Below are 14,044 nucleotides of genomic sequence, written 5' to 3'. Positions count from 1 at the left end.
GACCGCCGCCCGCTGGGGATTCAGTGCGTGCTGTGTGCCCTGCGAGCGAGGACAGACCGTTCGATCAGTCCGCGGGGGCAGCCTGGGTGCGGCTGAGGTCGTTCACGAATCCCTCGGCGTCAGGCCAGTGTCCGAACCCTGATGCCGGATTCAGGTGCCTGACGGGACCGAGATCGACCAGTCGGGCACCCCAGGCCTCCGCCATTCCGGCGACCCGCCGGAAAGAGGCGAGGGCGTCGTTGGTACTGGCGGCCACGATGCTGGGGAACGGCAGGCGCTGCCGCGGAATCGTGTTCCAGCCGTGGCGTTCGAGTTCTCCGCGGGAGGGAAACCCTTCGGGCAGGGGCAGTTCGAAGTCCGGCGGGGTGGCCAGCAGCGCACCCAGGATCGGGCGGGTGGGTTGCTGGGCCCAATGAACGGTGGTCAGGACCCCCGCGCTGTGGGCGACTAGGACGACCGGGCCCGCGATGGCGCTCACGGTGGCACCCAGTGCGGCCGTTCGTGCCTCTCGACTGAGCGGAGCATGGGCGGCCGGCTCGACGATCCGGGCCTTGGGCAGCCGCTGAGCCAGCAGGTATTGCCAATGGTCGACGGTGGTGGGTGCAAGGCCGGGCACGAGGACCACGGTCGGGTCGACGGTAGTGTTCACGGTTGTTCCTCGGAGGAGTTCAGCGAGAATCTGCGGCGCCGAGTGCGGCAACCCTGGCTCGTCCTGCCGGGTACAACCGCTGGCCGAGCAGCAGTGCGGCGATGGCGCCGAAGTAGACAACGGGCGACAGTCTCAGGGCAGACTCCAGGCCGATGTCGTCGGCCAGGGCGCCGATCACCATCGGGCCCAGTGCGATTCCGAGAACGTTGTTGGCCAGAATGCCGATGCCGAATGCGGAGGCACGCACGCTCGAGTGGGCCAGGTCGGCGACCAGCGCGGACATCGGTCCGGTGGCGCCTGCGCTGACGAGGGCCCCGGCTCCGAGCAGTACGAACTGTAGCGTTCCGGACGCGCCACCGAATCCCGCGAACAACAGGACTCCCGACACCGTGCAGTAGATGGCCGCGATGAGCCACTTACGGGCTGGGCGATCACGGCTGAGACGATCGGTGAGGCCGCCGAAGACGATCATGCCGATGCTCATGAGCACGATGAACAGCGCCGCGGTCGCCCCCGCCTTGTCCGGGGCCATACCGTGGGAACGGTTGAAGAAGCTGGGTAGCCAGAGCATGAGGGCGGCGCTGACGAACATCAGTAGCCCGCTGCCCACGTAGGCGCACAGCAGCGCCGGGTTGGTGGCCAGCGTCGACAGCGGCGCGCGGTAGGTATCCGTTGCGGCTTGCTCGGCGACGGCCTCGTCGGCCTGGTGGCGAGCGAGTCCGGCTTCGGTGACCAGAACCCGAAGCAGCGCCACCAGGAGCAGGCCGAGAACCGCCATCGAGGTCAATGCCCAGCGCCAGCTCATGTGGACGGCGATGATGCCGCCGAGGGCGACGCCGACGACCGAGCCGAAGGTGGCACCGGACAGGAAGGCGCCGCTGATGGTGGCCCGCAGGCGTGGTCCGAAGACGGTGAGGATGACAGCCAGTCCGACACTGCTGTATGCCGCCTCACCGACGCCGAGGAGGAAGCGGGCGCCGAGCATCTGTCCGTAGTTGGCGGCCAAGGCGCACAACAGTGTTGCCGCGCTCCAGATCACCGCCATCGTGACGAGGCTCTTGATGCGTCCCCATCGATCCGCCAGCAGCGAGATCGGGAAAGCCAGCACGCCGACTGTCAGGGCGACGATGCTGTTGAGCGAGGCGAGTTTCGAATCCGACAGTGCCCATTCGTCCTTCAGAAACGGGAAGACCGCGCTGAGGACCTGCCCGGGACATGTAGTCCGATAGGAGTAAGCCGAAGATCAGGGCGAAGACGAGCCACGGGTAGCCGCGGGTTCGTGTACGCGTCGTTCCCTCCATGGTCGTCGAAGGGGCGATCGCGGTGTTGCGCAGGCCCATGGGCGCTCCTATGGCCGAGTGAAGCTGGGGGCGCGGACTTCGGGCGTCCGCGCCCCCTGGGTTGGAACAGGTTGGTGATCGGTCAGGCGTGGTGCAGGAAACCGACCTGCCCCGGCTTGCGGTTCGGCGGGAAGCCGATCTTGGCCAGCGCCTCGTCGGTGCCGCCGTAGATCTCGTCGAGCTTGTAGATGTCGCGGGATTCCTTGCAGGTGGCGACCTCTCGGCCGAGTTCGTCGGCGATGCGCACCATCTGCTCGACCTGCTCGACCGAGGTGCGGCGCTCGCCCTTGCGGCCCCACAGGTTGTCCTCGATGCCGACCCGGACGTGCTGGCCCAGCGCGATCGCGATCGTGCACATCGGGGTGACATTGCGCATGATCGACTCGATTGTCAGCACCGCACCATCCGGTGTGCGGCGAATGAACTCGATCAGGTCGGCCGGATGCATTCCCGCGGCGCCGCCGCCGATGGCGACGTAGTTCAGCACGAGGGGTCCGGTGTAGTGGCCACGCCGAATCAACCGCTCGACCGTCTCGAGTTGCGTCAGATTGCCGAGCATGAAGTGCGGCTGGATACCCGCCTCCGTGAGCCGGCGCAGGTGTTCGAGGTAGAACTCGGGCCCGGCTTCTACCACCATGTCCCGATAGGCCCGGTAGTAAGCGGGGTTCTGCAGCGAGGTGCCTGCGATGTCGTCGTCGGTCAACAACTCCATGATGTTCATTTGCGAGGTGTTGATGGCAATGGTCACCTGGTCCGGCTTGGGATCGAGCTCGGCGAGCAGGTGCCGGGTGTCGTACGACAGCCACTTCGCCGCGTCGCCGTCACTGGGCGGCGCGAAGGAGATCGAGCCGCCGACCTGCAGGATCATCTCCGGGACGGCCTCGCGCAGCCGGGCGAGCATCTCGTTGAACATCTCGAGCCGCTTGGAGCCGTGGCCGTCCTCCTCGCGCACATGCACATGCAGCACCTGGGCGCCCGCGTTGTAGCAGTCGACGGCCTTCTGGATCTGGGCGTCCATCGTCACCGGGATGTCATCGGAGTCCCCGGGTAGGAACTCCGGCCCGTACGGGGCGACCTGGATGACGAGCTTGTCCTGGGTTTCCGGAAGCAGCGAATCGTCGAGGTAGTGCATCATTCAGTCCTTTCAGTTGTGGTGATCGGCAGGGCAATCGGCCTACGCCTGCGTGCGGCGCTCGAATGCTTCAAGTTCTTCGGCCAGAATCGGCGCACCGAGGTTGCAGGCGTGGATTCCGAGCACGCTGACCATTTGGAGAACGGTCAGGATCTCGTCGCGGCTGACACCGATTTCGAGCGCGGCCCGGATATGGCGGCGAACGCCCGGTGAGTACATGTGGGTGCAAGCCGCATCGATGGCGATACTGAGCAGCTCCACGAACTGCGGCGGGAACACGCCGCGCCGGATCGGTGTAGTCCCCATCGCCATGAATTGCTCGGTCCACTCCGGATCCCACTCGGACAGCTGGTCCCACAGCGGGTTCCAGGTGCCGAGCTCACGCATCCGATCGATGACCGGGGTCGGGACTGCCTGGTCCGGGCTGGTGTTCTGAACGGTCATGACATGGCTCCCTCGCGGTCTCGGTCATATCCAGTGGGCGCCGTATGTGTCGCCGCACTCATCCGTATGGGGTGACGCCGATCACGCTACGAGAAGGGGGGCTGATATTCTTCACCAGATGGGACACAAAATTTGACAATTTGGGGCAGCAGATGGCGCAGTATCAAGTCCGCAAAGCCGTGCTCAACGGGTACGTGGACCTCATGTTGACGTTGGGGCACGATCCGTCATCGCTGATGCGCGAAGCGGGAATCGGTGCCGCGACGATTGCCAGGGAGGGATGGTTGCCGGTCGAGCCGGTGGATCGTTTGTTCGAGATGTCTGCCGCCGTGACCGGCCATGATGATTTCGGATTACTGCTGGCGGCCGCCCGAGGGATGTCCAACCTCGGCCCGGTGGCATTGGCCGCTCGCGAGGAACCGGACGTCCGCGGCGCTTTGGGCATCATGATGCGGCATATCAGCCTGCACAACGAGGGATTGCGCAACCGGCTGATCGAAGAGAACGGGCTGGTCACAGCCGAGGTCGGTCCTGCGCCGAACTTCACTCTCGGGCGGCAGAGCACGGAGATCGCGGTCGCGGCGACATGCCGAATACTGCGCGAGTTACTACACGACGACTGGCAGCCGCTGACGGTGTGCTTCGTCCACGACGCTCCGGCCGATCTCGACGCACACCACCGCGCTCTCGGCCCGCACGTCGAATTCGGCCGCCGATTCAACGGAGTCGTCTTCTACTCGCGTGAACTCGACGCACCCAACGCGATGTCCGATCCGCTGCTGCGGCCCTACGCGCGTCAATACCTCGAATCGCTGCTGCCCCGCGAAGACACCACCACGATCGATCAGGTCCGAGGCATGATCGAGTCGCTATTGCCCACCGGGCGCTGCTCGAGCACCTATGTCGCGCGCAGTCTCGGGATGGATCGGCGCACACTGCACCGTCACTTGACCGAATCCGGGGAGAGTTTCACCTCGCTGGTGGAGGCTGCGCGAATCGAACTCGCTCAACGCTATGTCGTCCACCGAGACAGGCCGCTGACCGAGATCGCCGAGGACCTCGGCTTCGCCGCCCTCAGCTCCTTCTCTCGCTGGTTCAAAGATCGCTTCGGATGCAGCCCGAAATCCTGGACTCCGGCGCATGAACCCCGCGCCCGCCGGCCGGTGAAAATCCCGAGGAGGCACCACCGGCCGACTGACGAGTAACTGGATAGCCTGCCCCGTAACGGTTTCACCGGGCGCGACATACCTCGTCGAATGCTGCGAGCTGGGAGCGGACAAGATGGCGCGGGACTCGTCCAGCAGCATCTTCCCTGCTGCACGCGCCATGGCCACTGGCAGGCGGGGGACTTCTCGAGGTGGGCCCTGTCCTTGTCGAGGTCCGCCGGCAGGCCGTCGGCTCCCATCAGATAGGCCAGACCGAGTTCGAATGGGCGTTGCCCTGCACGAACCGATCGTCGTCGTAGGCGAGCGGGGAGCCGAAAAGGAGGTGTATTCGATCTCGGACTCAGGCGGATGTCGCCGCACCGTTGCGCCGGCAGCCGCACCGACGTCGTTGTCGTTCAGGCCCGATAGATCGATTCGTTTGTCTTGCACTCCCAAGAATGCCGACCTCTGCGAGGGTTTACACGGGTAGTCGACTACGCCAATTTCACGCGAGGCACCGACGAGAACGACGGTTCTGGAGAAGCGCAGCGCCGCCCCGGAGCGCACACCGATTCGCATGCAGTTCAACCCCTTCGGACCGCGGTGGAATCGGAGTAGTGCGCTACTTCGGCTCGGCAAGTACCGGCGGGCAACGGCGAGTACGGGTTGGTCTCACGTGCAGGCGGCGTCGACCACCACCGATGGTTGCCGACGCCGCCTGCACATTGCCGTTGTCGGCGCGGCGCTCGCCGACCACCGCGCCACCGATTCAGCGGTCGGCGAAGACACCTTCGAGCATGCCGGTGGCTTGGCCGATTTCGATGAGGTAGCCGTCCGGATCACGCAGATAGCAACGAATTTCGGCTTTGCGGTCGAGGGGCTCGGTGAGGAACTCGGCGCCCTTGCGGCGTGCGTCGGAATAGAAGGCGGCGATATCGGCTACCCGCACGTTCAGGAACGCCGAAACGGCATCGGTGGGCTCGGGCGGACGCAGGACGATATCGGGTTTGTCGGGGGTGGGTCCACCACCGGGATTCATGATGATCCAACTGTTGGCGACTTTGACGATGCACGGGTTTTCCTCGAGCACCACCCGGCCGTTGAAAATGTCGGCGTAGAAGGTCCGGGAGCGGCTCACATCGGAAACGGTCAAAAAGTGGGTCACCAGTAGCCCCTGGTCAGGGGCGGGTAAATCGGAGTCGTTCATGAGCGCTGCCTGCCTTCGCGGTCGGTCGGTGGGAAGCGGTGTGCTGTGAACTGCGCTGAACCAGAACCCGAGGGGTGCGTACTACGGCACGGTGAACTTCTTCGCCTGTCCGGAGACCACGATGCCGTTGCTGTCGACGAGCGCTACCCGCACCTGCGCCTCGGAACCCGAGGTCAGCGATGGCTCGCCGGGGTCCGCCGTCAGGGAGACGGTGGCGCTCTGCGGGGAGCCGTCGCAGACGACGGAGTTCTGGATGCCCTGGGCGGCGGGACGGTCGGCGTCCGGCTCGCCCATCATCGCCTGAATGCTCGTCACTCCGGCGGAGCCGTCGCAGGTGTAGTCGACTTGGATCAGGTTCGATCCGGCACCGGTGATGTCGAGAGTCGCGGCGGCGAGCGCGGGAGCGGCAGCGGCCACCGAGGCTGCGGCCATCGCGGCGAAAACACCGACGATGCGGGCGGGGCGCCAAGAGTTCGGGGTAGTCGTCATGGGATTTCGTTCCTCCTGTGTGGCGGACATAGATCGCGGAACACAACGGGAAGAGACGCGGTACGCATCGCACCGCTCGCATCCATGGTCCAGCCCTTTTGCCCGCCGCGGCGGGAAACCACTCGAATCGGCCGTCGCGGCGGTGTCACCTGGACGATGAGGGACAGTCGCCGAGCGGCGTCTTGGCCACGACCGCGGACTGCCGTCGCACTGATACCTGCTACCCGCTGGGCGATCGCACAGTCAACGCAGCCAGCGCAGCGCCGCGTCGGCGCAGTCCTCGGGACTGCTGTTGAAGGCGATAGCCGCGTCGGGCGCGTACTGCCGGACCAGATCGACCACCTTCTCGAAGAATTCGAACACGGCGCTGTCACAGACCTGATGGGAGGTGCGCGGGCGATCAACTGTGACGAAGTCCCACCGCGGAACGTGATGCACGTCATTGCCCGAGAAGACGTTGTTGGGCATCGTCATCAATTCGTTATCGGAAAGACCCTGGTTGGAGATGCCCGAAATGGCCGACCACAATTTTGCCTACGACCTCACGCTGGACGAGGCACGCCGGCGCAGCGCCGTCGTCGCGGCGCTCGGTGACAACTGGGATCCGGTGGCGGTCCTCGCCGAGGAAGAGCTGGCATACGACATGCTGTACTCGAATCTCGACGATGAGCAGCAGCGAATCTACGACGAACTCGTCGAGGCCGGGATCCTGCCGGATCGGGCGACGCGCACTATTGCCGACTGATCGCACCGCCGAGACGCAGCTCGATCTGGCACAGGCCGCCGGCAGCTCCGCGCGGCTTCTCTCCTGCCTCGAGACCGGCAAGTCCCCACCCAGCCGGGCAATGGTGGTGAACTCGGCGAAGTCGTGGAAGTGCCACTGAGAGAACGTAATACGATGCTGTTGGTGGGTCCGAAGACCGAATCGGAAGCGGCCGCAAGCCACCGAGCCCGTTGATCACCATCGGCGATGCCCACCCGCCGCCGCACCGGCTTCTGACCAGCCCGAGCGCGTCGCGGGCCAGGTCCCGAGCCCCTCGTAAATTCTCTGATATTCGTGGGCTATGACCAACCCGCATGATTTCGAATTCGAAGAAATCTACCGAGGTACAGGGGGCCCGTTCGGGCCGGGCGTCAAACCACCGTGGAGTATCGGGGAGCCCCAGCCGGAGCTCGCCGCGCTGATCGAGCAGGGCAGATTCCATGGCGATGTCCTCGATGTCGGATGCGGGGAGGCGGCGATCTCGCTGTATCTGGCCGAGCGGGGTTTCACCACCGTCGGCCTGGATCTGTCGCCGACCGCGGTCGAGCTGGCCCGCGCCGAGGCCGCAAGGCGCGGCCTCGACAAAGCCTCCTTCGAGGTCGCCGACATCGCCTCTTTCACCGGCTACGACGACCGCTTCGGCACCATCGTCGACAGCACGTTGTTCCATTCGATCCCCGTCGAGTCGCGAGAGGGCTATCAGCAGTCGATTGCGCGCGCCGCCGCGCCGGGTGCGTCGTATTTCGTGCTGGTGTTCGACAGAGCCGCGCTGCCCGAAGCACCTCAACCGGGGCCATCGCCGGTCACCGCCGACGAGCTTCGCGAAGTGGTGTCGCAGTACTGGGTAATCGATGAGATCAGGCCGGCGCGAATCCATGGCAATCTGCCTGCGGCGTTGCCAGCGGACGCGGGCTTCCAGTTCGAGGGCATGCGCGACGAACCCAGTGGCCGCAAGTCGCTTCCGGCTTGGCTGCTGTCGGCCCATCTCGACTGATCTCGCGACACGGGATCGCGGGTGCGTCGCCCGGGCCGGATGCGTCAGAGCATCGAAGTGCCCGGGCACTCCCAGCCCATCGCTCGTCGGATACAGCGACGATCACGTTCCCAGGTCGGCCATTCGGGTCCACGACGCGGCCCGGGCTTCACCCGCTGCGGTTGGAAGATCCGCTGCAGGCGGCCGAGGGTGATCTCCTCGCCCTCTCGATTGCTCACCGCCGACCGGCAGCGAGCAATCGAGAGGTCACGTGGAATCACCCAGGCAGACCTGCCTCGATCGCGGCGATGATGCGCGGGCGCATGTCGGAGGCGCTGATGATGGCGTCCACCGAACCGACCTCGACGGCGCGCTGGATATTGTGCACGCGATCGAATTCCGCCGCGACATCACCGAGCTTCTCGGCGCGCACCGACGATCGGATCTCGTCGAGCTCGGCGGTCAGGGCCATGCGGTCGGCGCCGGTCGCGTTCGCCGCGCGCGCCTCGAGTTCCCGCACTCGCGGATCCGCCGCGGTTCGCGTGTCGACCTCACCGGAGAACACGACCGCCGCGGCCGGTGCGCCGCCGAGCACCGAGGCGAACGAACCTTCCAGAGCGAGCACGGTCATGTTCGGGTTCAGCGCCTTCGAGAACACCACGAACGCGCCGCCGTGGTAGCGGGAGATCACACAGAACACGATCGGCCCCTGGAAGTTCACGATCGCGCGACCGATTTCGGCGCCGTACTCGAGCTGCAACTTCCGCATCGATTCCGGTGAGCCGTCGAAGCCCGACAGGTTCGCCAACACCACCAGCGGCCGGTTGCCGCTGGCCGCGTTGATGGCTCGCGCGGCCTTCTTCGACGACCGCGGGAACAGCGTGCCCGCCGTGTAGGTGTCCGGGCCGTCGGTGGACGGGAAGCCGCGCCTCGGCACGCCTCGGGATTCGATGCCGAGCAGGCACACCGGAATGCCGCCGAGCCGCGCGTCCTGCACCACCGCGGTCTCGGCGTCGGCCATGCCCGCCCAGCGTTCCAGCACCGGGTGGTCCTGGTCGGACAGCGCCCGCATCACGGTCCGGATGTCGAAGGGCTTCTTGCGGTCCGGGTTGGCGGTGGCGGAGAAGATCTCGCCGACGGTCGTGAAGTCGCTGTCCGCCATGGCATGCGGGAAGTCGGAGACGTCGCGATCGAAGGGGTCGTCGGTCCCCGACCGCCGCGGCGCCTGCTCACCGGGCGCCACATAGGTGTGGTCGTAGTGCGACATCAGCACATCTCGCGCGGCGAGCAGGTTCGGCGCCCAGTACTGGGCCTGCCCGTTGGGACCCATCACCCGGTCGTAACCGCCGATGCCGAAGTTGTCCTCGGCCGACACACCGCCGGAGAAGTCCAGCGACTGCTTGCCCGTGAGCACCATCGCGGAGTCCGGTGTCATCACCAGGATGCCCTTGGTGTGCATGAGCATCGTCGCCTCGGCGTTCCAGTACGGCTGCGCGCCGACATTGATGCCCGCGACCACGATGTTGATCTCGCCGCCGTCCTGGGTGAACTCGACGATCCGCTTGAGCGCGGCCGCCACCCAGTCCATGTTCTCGGTGCCCGACTCCATCGAGATCCGGGCGCCCGAGGACAGCGCGTACCACTCCAGCGGCACCTGCATCCGTTCGGCGAGATCCAGCGCGGCGATCACCCGGCGGCATTCCGGTTCGGACAGTGCGCCAAGCGATTTCGTGGGATCACCGAGCAACACCACCCTGGTGATGCCGTCCGCGTACCGCTCGGTCGGCGTGGTGACCACGCCGGCGACGATCGCGGCGGTGTTGCGTCCCTTGGGCCGGTCGACCGGGACGAGCGTGTGGTCGTCGTCGAGATCGTACTCGGCGAACTCACCGAGCAGCCCGGTCAGTTCGTAGGGGTACACGGTGTTGCGGCTGCCCGCTCGCAGCACCTTTTGCCGGTACGCGTCGAGCGGCTCGATCACCTCGTCGGTCCGTTCCCCGATGGTCACCGTGGTGCCGCCGGTGACGTCGAAGACGACCCGCACGACGATCTTGACCAACTCGCCGGTCTCCGGATCGGGCTGGCGCGCGATGAGGAGCAGCTCCTCCAGCCCGGCGCCGACAGTCGTGGCTTCCACGCGCTCGATGATCGACTCCAACTCGGCGCGGGTGAGGTCCAGCGGCGGCCAGACGTACATCACGATCCGATTGGTGTGCAGGCGTTTGCCCGACGGCCGCCGGGACTGCACTCGCCGAATCGCGTCGACGCAGGCGCTGATGGTGCTCTCGGCCGTCGGCAGCGCGAGCAGCCTGCCATCCTGCTCCCGCAATGCCGCGAGGTCACGGACCTGCGTGAACGCGATGAGTCGCTCGTCCGACGGATTCTCTTTCGCGACGCACCGGAACAGATAGACCTCTTCGTCCGAGGACGGCAGGCGGGTGAGGTCGAACTTGCGCAGCCGCTTCAACTGCATCCGCTCCGCGATGTACGGGTGCAGGCCGCGGATCAATCGCTCCTCGGCCAGTCCGGTGGCCGACGGGCGGAAGGTGAAGTGGTGGTGCATCACCGCCCCGCCGCTACCCGCGACCGTCGCGGTGATTCGGGAGACCTGATTCGGCAGCGGGTGCGCGCTGAGCACCTCCTGCAAGGCCTCGGCCATCGCATCGAAGTCTTCCGGCTGCTTCTCCCAGCCGAGGTAGATGTCGGCCTCGATGGAGGCGGCGCCGCTCGCCAGTTCGGCGAGCCCGCGCAGGACGGTGCCGAGCGCGTCGAAGCTCACGGCGGCAGAGACCAGGGAGAGACCCCGACGCTCGGCGATCACGAACGCGCGGCCGCCGACTTCACGGGTCCGAACGTCGGCGAGGCCCTTGTTGCCGTAATACCGCCGGGTCAGCACCTCCAGCATGACCGTGTTGTCGGCGCTTCCACGCGTCAGCCGCTGGCCGAGCAGCCGCACCAGCGGCTCGGTGCTCCGCACCATCTCGGCCAGGCGCTCGCCGCGATCGGGGGCGTCGGGGTGCGCGTCCAGGTAGCTCAGGTGTTTGCGGACATCGGCGTACACGCGGGCGCGATTACGCCGCAGCAACGGCTGGCCGAACCAGGCGTACACCAGCCCGCGGGTGAGGTCCGCGATGACGGGGAAGCGCACCTGCGTCGCGGCCACCAGCCGCTCCAGCGTCAGACCGACGGGCTCGCGAAGCGCCCTGTCCGGCACCGGCTCCCGCAGCCACTCGCGCAGCAATGTCGTCATGATCGTGACGGTGTCGGCCGGACGTTGCTGGGCGAGGAAGATACGGAAGACCGCGGCTTCGAGGTCGGGGGTGCGCTCCAGATCGGTGACGCCGTAGTGCGCGAGCGCCTTGGCGAGTTTGGCCTGATACGCCGCGGGCAGCCCGGCCCGCTCGACATCGAGACTCTGCAGATAGGTGTGGAAGTACTCGCGGGCACTGTGGACGTGGCTTTGGCCGCCGTCCTCGTCCCAGGACCGGTTGTGGCTCAGTTCGGCGAGGTCGGCGAACACCTGCAGGAGCTCGAGTTCCTCGGCGAGAGGCCTGCGGTTGTCGGCGATGGCGGCCCGGCGCGCGACGAGATAGTCGTCGACCACTCGGCGGTCGTCGTGCGGGTCGACGTCGAAGCCGAGGAGCAGGCTGCGCAGATCCTGCTGGGCGCGGGTCAGACGCACATGCGGTTGAATCGATGCGGGCTCGCCGGGCAGATCCAGCTCGACCGAGCCGACCGCCGCGGCGTCCGAGTCCTCGTCCTCGTCGGCGAGCGGTTCCAGCCGCAGCAGTGGCGCGCCGGTCTCGACCTGAGTGCCGACCGAAACACCGCACTCCTTCAACCGGGCCCGGAACGGCGCGCGCAGCACGGTTTCCATCTTCATGCTCTCCAGCACCAGGACCGGCGCGCCCGCCTCGACCTCGTCACCGATCTCCAGCGGCGTGGCGACGACCAGCGCGGGGGCCGGGGAGCGGACGACGCCGCCCTCGTCGCGGCTGATCCGATGCGCCACACCGTCGACGTCGACCATGTGGATCGGGCCGTGCGTGCCGGTGATCAAGCGGTACCGGGCACCGTTGACGACGACCTGCCCGGAGTGCCGATCGAAGCGTTCGAGATCCACGTCGGCGGTACGAATGTCGCCACCCGCCTCGACACCGACACGGAACCGATGAGCACCGACGCGTGCGACGCGCACGCGATAGCCGACTCCGCGCAACTTGAAGTCGCGCGGCCTACCGCTCTCGTGCTGCACTTGGGGCCGCCCGCCGGACGCCGTGGACAGCAGGCGGTGCCGCTCCACCCGCTCGTCTTCCTCGTAGGCGTCGATGGCGGCAGCGGCCAGCGCGATGGTGGAGTGGCGATGCGACACGAGACGGCCTTCGCCGCGAACACGGTCGATCCAGCCGGTGTCCGCGCTGGCATCGAGTACTTCGGGCTGGGTCAGCAGATCGAGCACGAAGCTCTTGTTGGTGACGCCGCCCTCGATGACGACCCTGGTCTGCGTCAGCGCCCGGCGCAGCCTGGCCAGCGCTTCGTCACGATCGCGGCCGTAGGCGATGATCTTGGCGATCATCGAGTCGAAGTCGGCGGGAATCGTGTCGCCCTCGCTGACTCCGGTGTCGACGCGGATGCCCGGGCCCGCAGGCAGATCCAGCCGCGCGATGCGGCCAGGGGCGGGCGCGAAATCGCGGTCGGGGTCTTCGGCGTTGAGCCGGGCCTCGATGGCGTGCCCGCGTTCGGCCGGCGGCTCGCCCTCGAGCCGTCCTCCGGACGCGACCAGCAGCTGGGCCCGGACCAGGTCGAAACCGGTGGTGGACTCGGTGATCGGATGCTCGACCTGCAGGCGGGTGTTGACCTCGAGGAAGGCGAACTGCTTGTCACCGGGGTGGTAGAGGAACTCCACGGTCGCGGCGCCGCGGTAGCCGACGGCGATCGCCAGCCGCTCGGCCGAGGCCTTCAGCTCGGCCGCCTGCTCGGGGAGCAGCACCGGCGACGCCGACTCCTCGATGATCTTCTGGTTGCGCCGCTGCACCGAGCAGTCGCGGACGCCGAGTGCCCAAGCCGTGCCCTGGCCGTCCGCGATCACCTGAACCTCGACGTGCCGGGCGCCGGTGACCAGCCGCTCGAGGAAGACCACGCCGCTGCCGAAGGCGCGCGCGGCTTCCTGACGGGTGCGCTCGTAGGCGTCGACGAGTTCGGCCTCGTTCGTGATCACGCGGATACCGCGGCCACCGCCGCCCGCGGTCGCCTTCAGCATCAGCGGGTAACCGATCTCGGCCGCGGCCGCCAACGCGGCGTCCACGTTCTCGACCGCACCGCGGCTCCACGGCGCGACCGGCACGCCGACCTCCTCGGCGATCAGCTTCGCGCCGATCTTGTCGCCGAGTTTGCGCATGGCCTCCGGGCTGGGGCCGATGAAGGTGACTCCGATCTGCTCGCACAACTCCGCGAACGCCGGGTCCTCCGCGACGAAACCCCAACCGACCCATGCGGAGTCGGCCTCGGTAGCCACCAGCGCACGCTCGAGCACCTTGAGATCCAGGTACGGGCGCGCGGATGCCGGACCGAGGTCGTAGGCGATGTCGGCCTCGCGCACGAACGTCGCGTTCCGGTCGACGTCGGTATACAGAGCGACGGTTTCGACCGGTAGCCCAGTTTCCGCCGCCAGATCTCGAGCGGCGTGGATGAGGCGCATGGCGGCCTCTCCCCTGTTCACGATGGCGATGCGGTTGAACACTCGCCGGCTCCTTTCCAAGAACTGGCCCGGTCGGGCGGGTTGCGACTACCGGTCCCGCGTAGTGTGCACCTCCATTTCCGCAGGTGCACGGCATGCGGCTGTTACTCACGCGTATCGTGGGCAATCTCTCCACTGAGGTTATGACAACCTCGGAGCCCCCGA

General features: G+C 66.9%; 10 protein-coding genes and 1 pseudogene. 3 read left to right on the top strand and 8 right to left on the bottom strand.

Translation table 11 applies throughout. The features are described 5' to 3' along the window. Positions 1-64: 64 nt before the first annotated feature. The 4 genes and pseudogenes from AB0H49_RS31075 to AB0H49_RS31060 all read right to left on the bottom strand — a co-directional run bounded on the left by AB0H49_RS31075 (position 65) and on the right by AB0H49_RS31060 (position 3,565). Positions 65-649, bottom strand: a complete 585-nt coding sequence (locus tag AB0H49_RS31075) for an alpha/beta hydrolase (protein ID WP_357256342.1) — start codon at positions 647-649, stop codon at positions 65-67. A gap of 19 nt (positions 650-668) precedes the next feature. Next, a pseudogene (locus AB0H49_RS31070) lies at positions 669-1,989 on the bottom strand (MFS transporter). A gap of 82 nt (positions 1,990-2,071) precedes the next feature. Then, on the bottom strand, positions 2,072-3,121 hold the full coding sequence (locus tag AB0H49_RS31065; protein WP_357256341.1) for a 3-keto-5-aminohexanoate cleavage protein: 1,050 nt from the start codon (positions 3,119-3,121) through the stop codon (positions 2,072-2,074). A gap of 42 nt (positions 3,122-3,163) precedes the next feature. Beyond that, entirely contained in the window at positions 3,164-3,565 is a 402-nt protein-coding gene (locus tag AB0H49_RS31060) for a carboxymuconolactone decarboxylase family protein (RefSeq protein ID WP_357256340.1), read from the bottom strand. A gap of 71 nt (positions 3,566-3,636) precedes the next feature. Here AB0H49_RS31060 and AB0H49_RS31055 point away from each other — a divergent pair, with 71 nt between their 5' ends. After that, positions 3,637-4,770 (top strand): AraC family transcriptional regulator, encoded by a 1,134-nt coding sequence (locus AB0H49_RS31055; protein ID WP_357256339.1) that lies wholly within the window; start codon positions 3,637-3,639, stop codon positions 4,768-4,770. A gap of 709 nt (positions 4,771-5,479) precedes the next feature. Here AB0H49_RS31055 and AB0H49_RS31050 read toward each other — a convergent pair. From AB0H49_RS31050 to AB0H49_RS31040, 3 genes are all read right to left on the bottom strand, one after another. Continuing rightward, a complete protein-coding gene (locus AB0H49_RS31050) occupies positions 5,480-5,917 on the bottom strand; it encodes a VOC family protein (RefSeq protein WP_355003049.1) in 438 nt (145 codons plus the stop codon). An 81-nt stretch (positions 5,918-5,998) separates the two neighbouring features. Then, the gene (locus AB0H49_RS31045; protein ID WP_357256338.1) at positions 5,999-6,406 is read right to left on the bottom strand and encodes a hypothetical protein; all 408 of its coding nucleotides are present in this window, start codon (positions 6,404-6,406) and stop codon (positions 5,999-6,001) included. Positions 6,407-6,649: 243 nt separating this feature from the next. Beyond that, complete coding sequence (locus AB0H49_RS31040; RefSeq protein WP_357256337.1) at positions 6,650-6,880, bottom strand: hypothetical protein; 231 nt, start codon at positions 6,878-6,880, stop codon at positions 6,650-6,652. 31 nt (positions 6,881-6,911) lie between these two features. Between AB0H49_RS31040 and AB0H49_RS31035 the strand changes: the two genes are divergently transcribed. Both AB0H49_RS31035 and AB0H49_RS31030 read left to right on the top strand, forming a co-directional pair. Next, a complete protein-coding gene (locus tag AB0H49_RS31035; RefSeq protein WP_355003097.1) occupies positions 6,912-7,151 on the top strand; it encodes a DUF6400 family protein in 240 nt (79 codons plus the stop codon). 319 nt (positions 7,152-7,470) lie between these two features. Further along, positions 7,471-8,163: a class I SAM-dependent methyltransferase gene (locus tag AB0H49_RS31030; RefSeq protein WP_357256336.1), complete on the top strand. Its 693-nt coding sequence runs from the start codon at positions 7,471-7,473 to the stop codon at positions 8,161-8,163. Positions 8,164-8,419: 256 nt separating this feature from the next. On the opposite strand, the gene AB0H49_RS31025 is transcribed toward AB0H49_RS31030, so the two are convergent. Then, the gene (locus tag AB0H49_RS31025; protein ID WP_357256335.1) at positions 8,420-13,882 is read right to left on the bottom strand and encodes a carboxyl transferase domain-containing protein; all 5,463 of its coding nucleotides are present in this window, start codon (positions 13,880-13,882) and stop codon (positions 8,420-8,422) included. Between the last annotated feature and the right edge of the window lie 162 nt (positions 13,883-14,044).

The sequence above is a fragment of the Nocardia sp. NPDC050713 genome (assembly GCF_040654315.1).
Taxonomy (GTDB): Bacteria; Actinomycetota; Actinomycetes; order Mycobacteriales; family Mycobacteriaceae; genus Nocardia.
Note: the sequence above shows the minus strand (reverse complement) of the source record. Positions and strands in the feature narration are given on the sequence as shown.

What these genes read in the sequence shown, in the direction of transcription:
- AB0H49_RS31030 (WP_357256336.1), top strand. Translation starts at nt 7,471, where the DNA reads ATGACCAACCCGCATGATTTCGAATTCGAAGAAATCTACCGAGGTACA.
- AB0H49_RS31065 (WP_357256341.1), bottom strand. Translation starts at nt 3,121, where the DNA reads ATGCACTACCTCGACGATTCGCTGCTTCCGGAAACCCAGGACAAGCTC.
- AB0H49_RS31040 (WP_357256337.1), bottom strand. Translation starts at nt 6,880, where the DNA reads ATGACGATGCCCAACAACGTCTTCTCGGGCAATGACGTGCATCACGTT.
- AB0H49_RS31060 (WP_357256340.1), bottom strand. Translation starts at nt 3,565, where the DNA reads ATGACCGTTCAGAACACCAGCCCGGACCAGGCAGTCCCGACCCCGGTC.
- AB0H49_RS31045 (WP_357256338.1), bottom strand. Translation starts at nt 6,406, where the DNA reads ATGACGACTACCCCGAACTCTTGGCGCCCCGCCCGCATCGTCGGTGTT.
- AB0H49_RS31050 (WP_355003049.1), bottom strand. Translation starts at nt 5,917, where the DNA reads ATGAACGACTCCGATTTACCCGCCCCTGACCAGGGGCTACTGGTGACC.
- AB0H49_RS31035 (WP_355003097.1), top strand. Translation starts at nt 6,912, where the DNA reads ATGCCCGAAATGGCCGACCACAATTTTGCCTACGACCTCACGCTGGAC.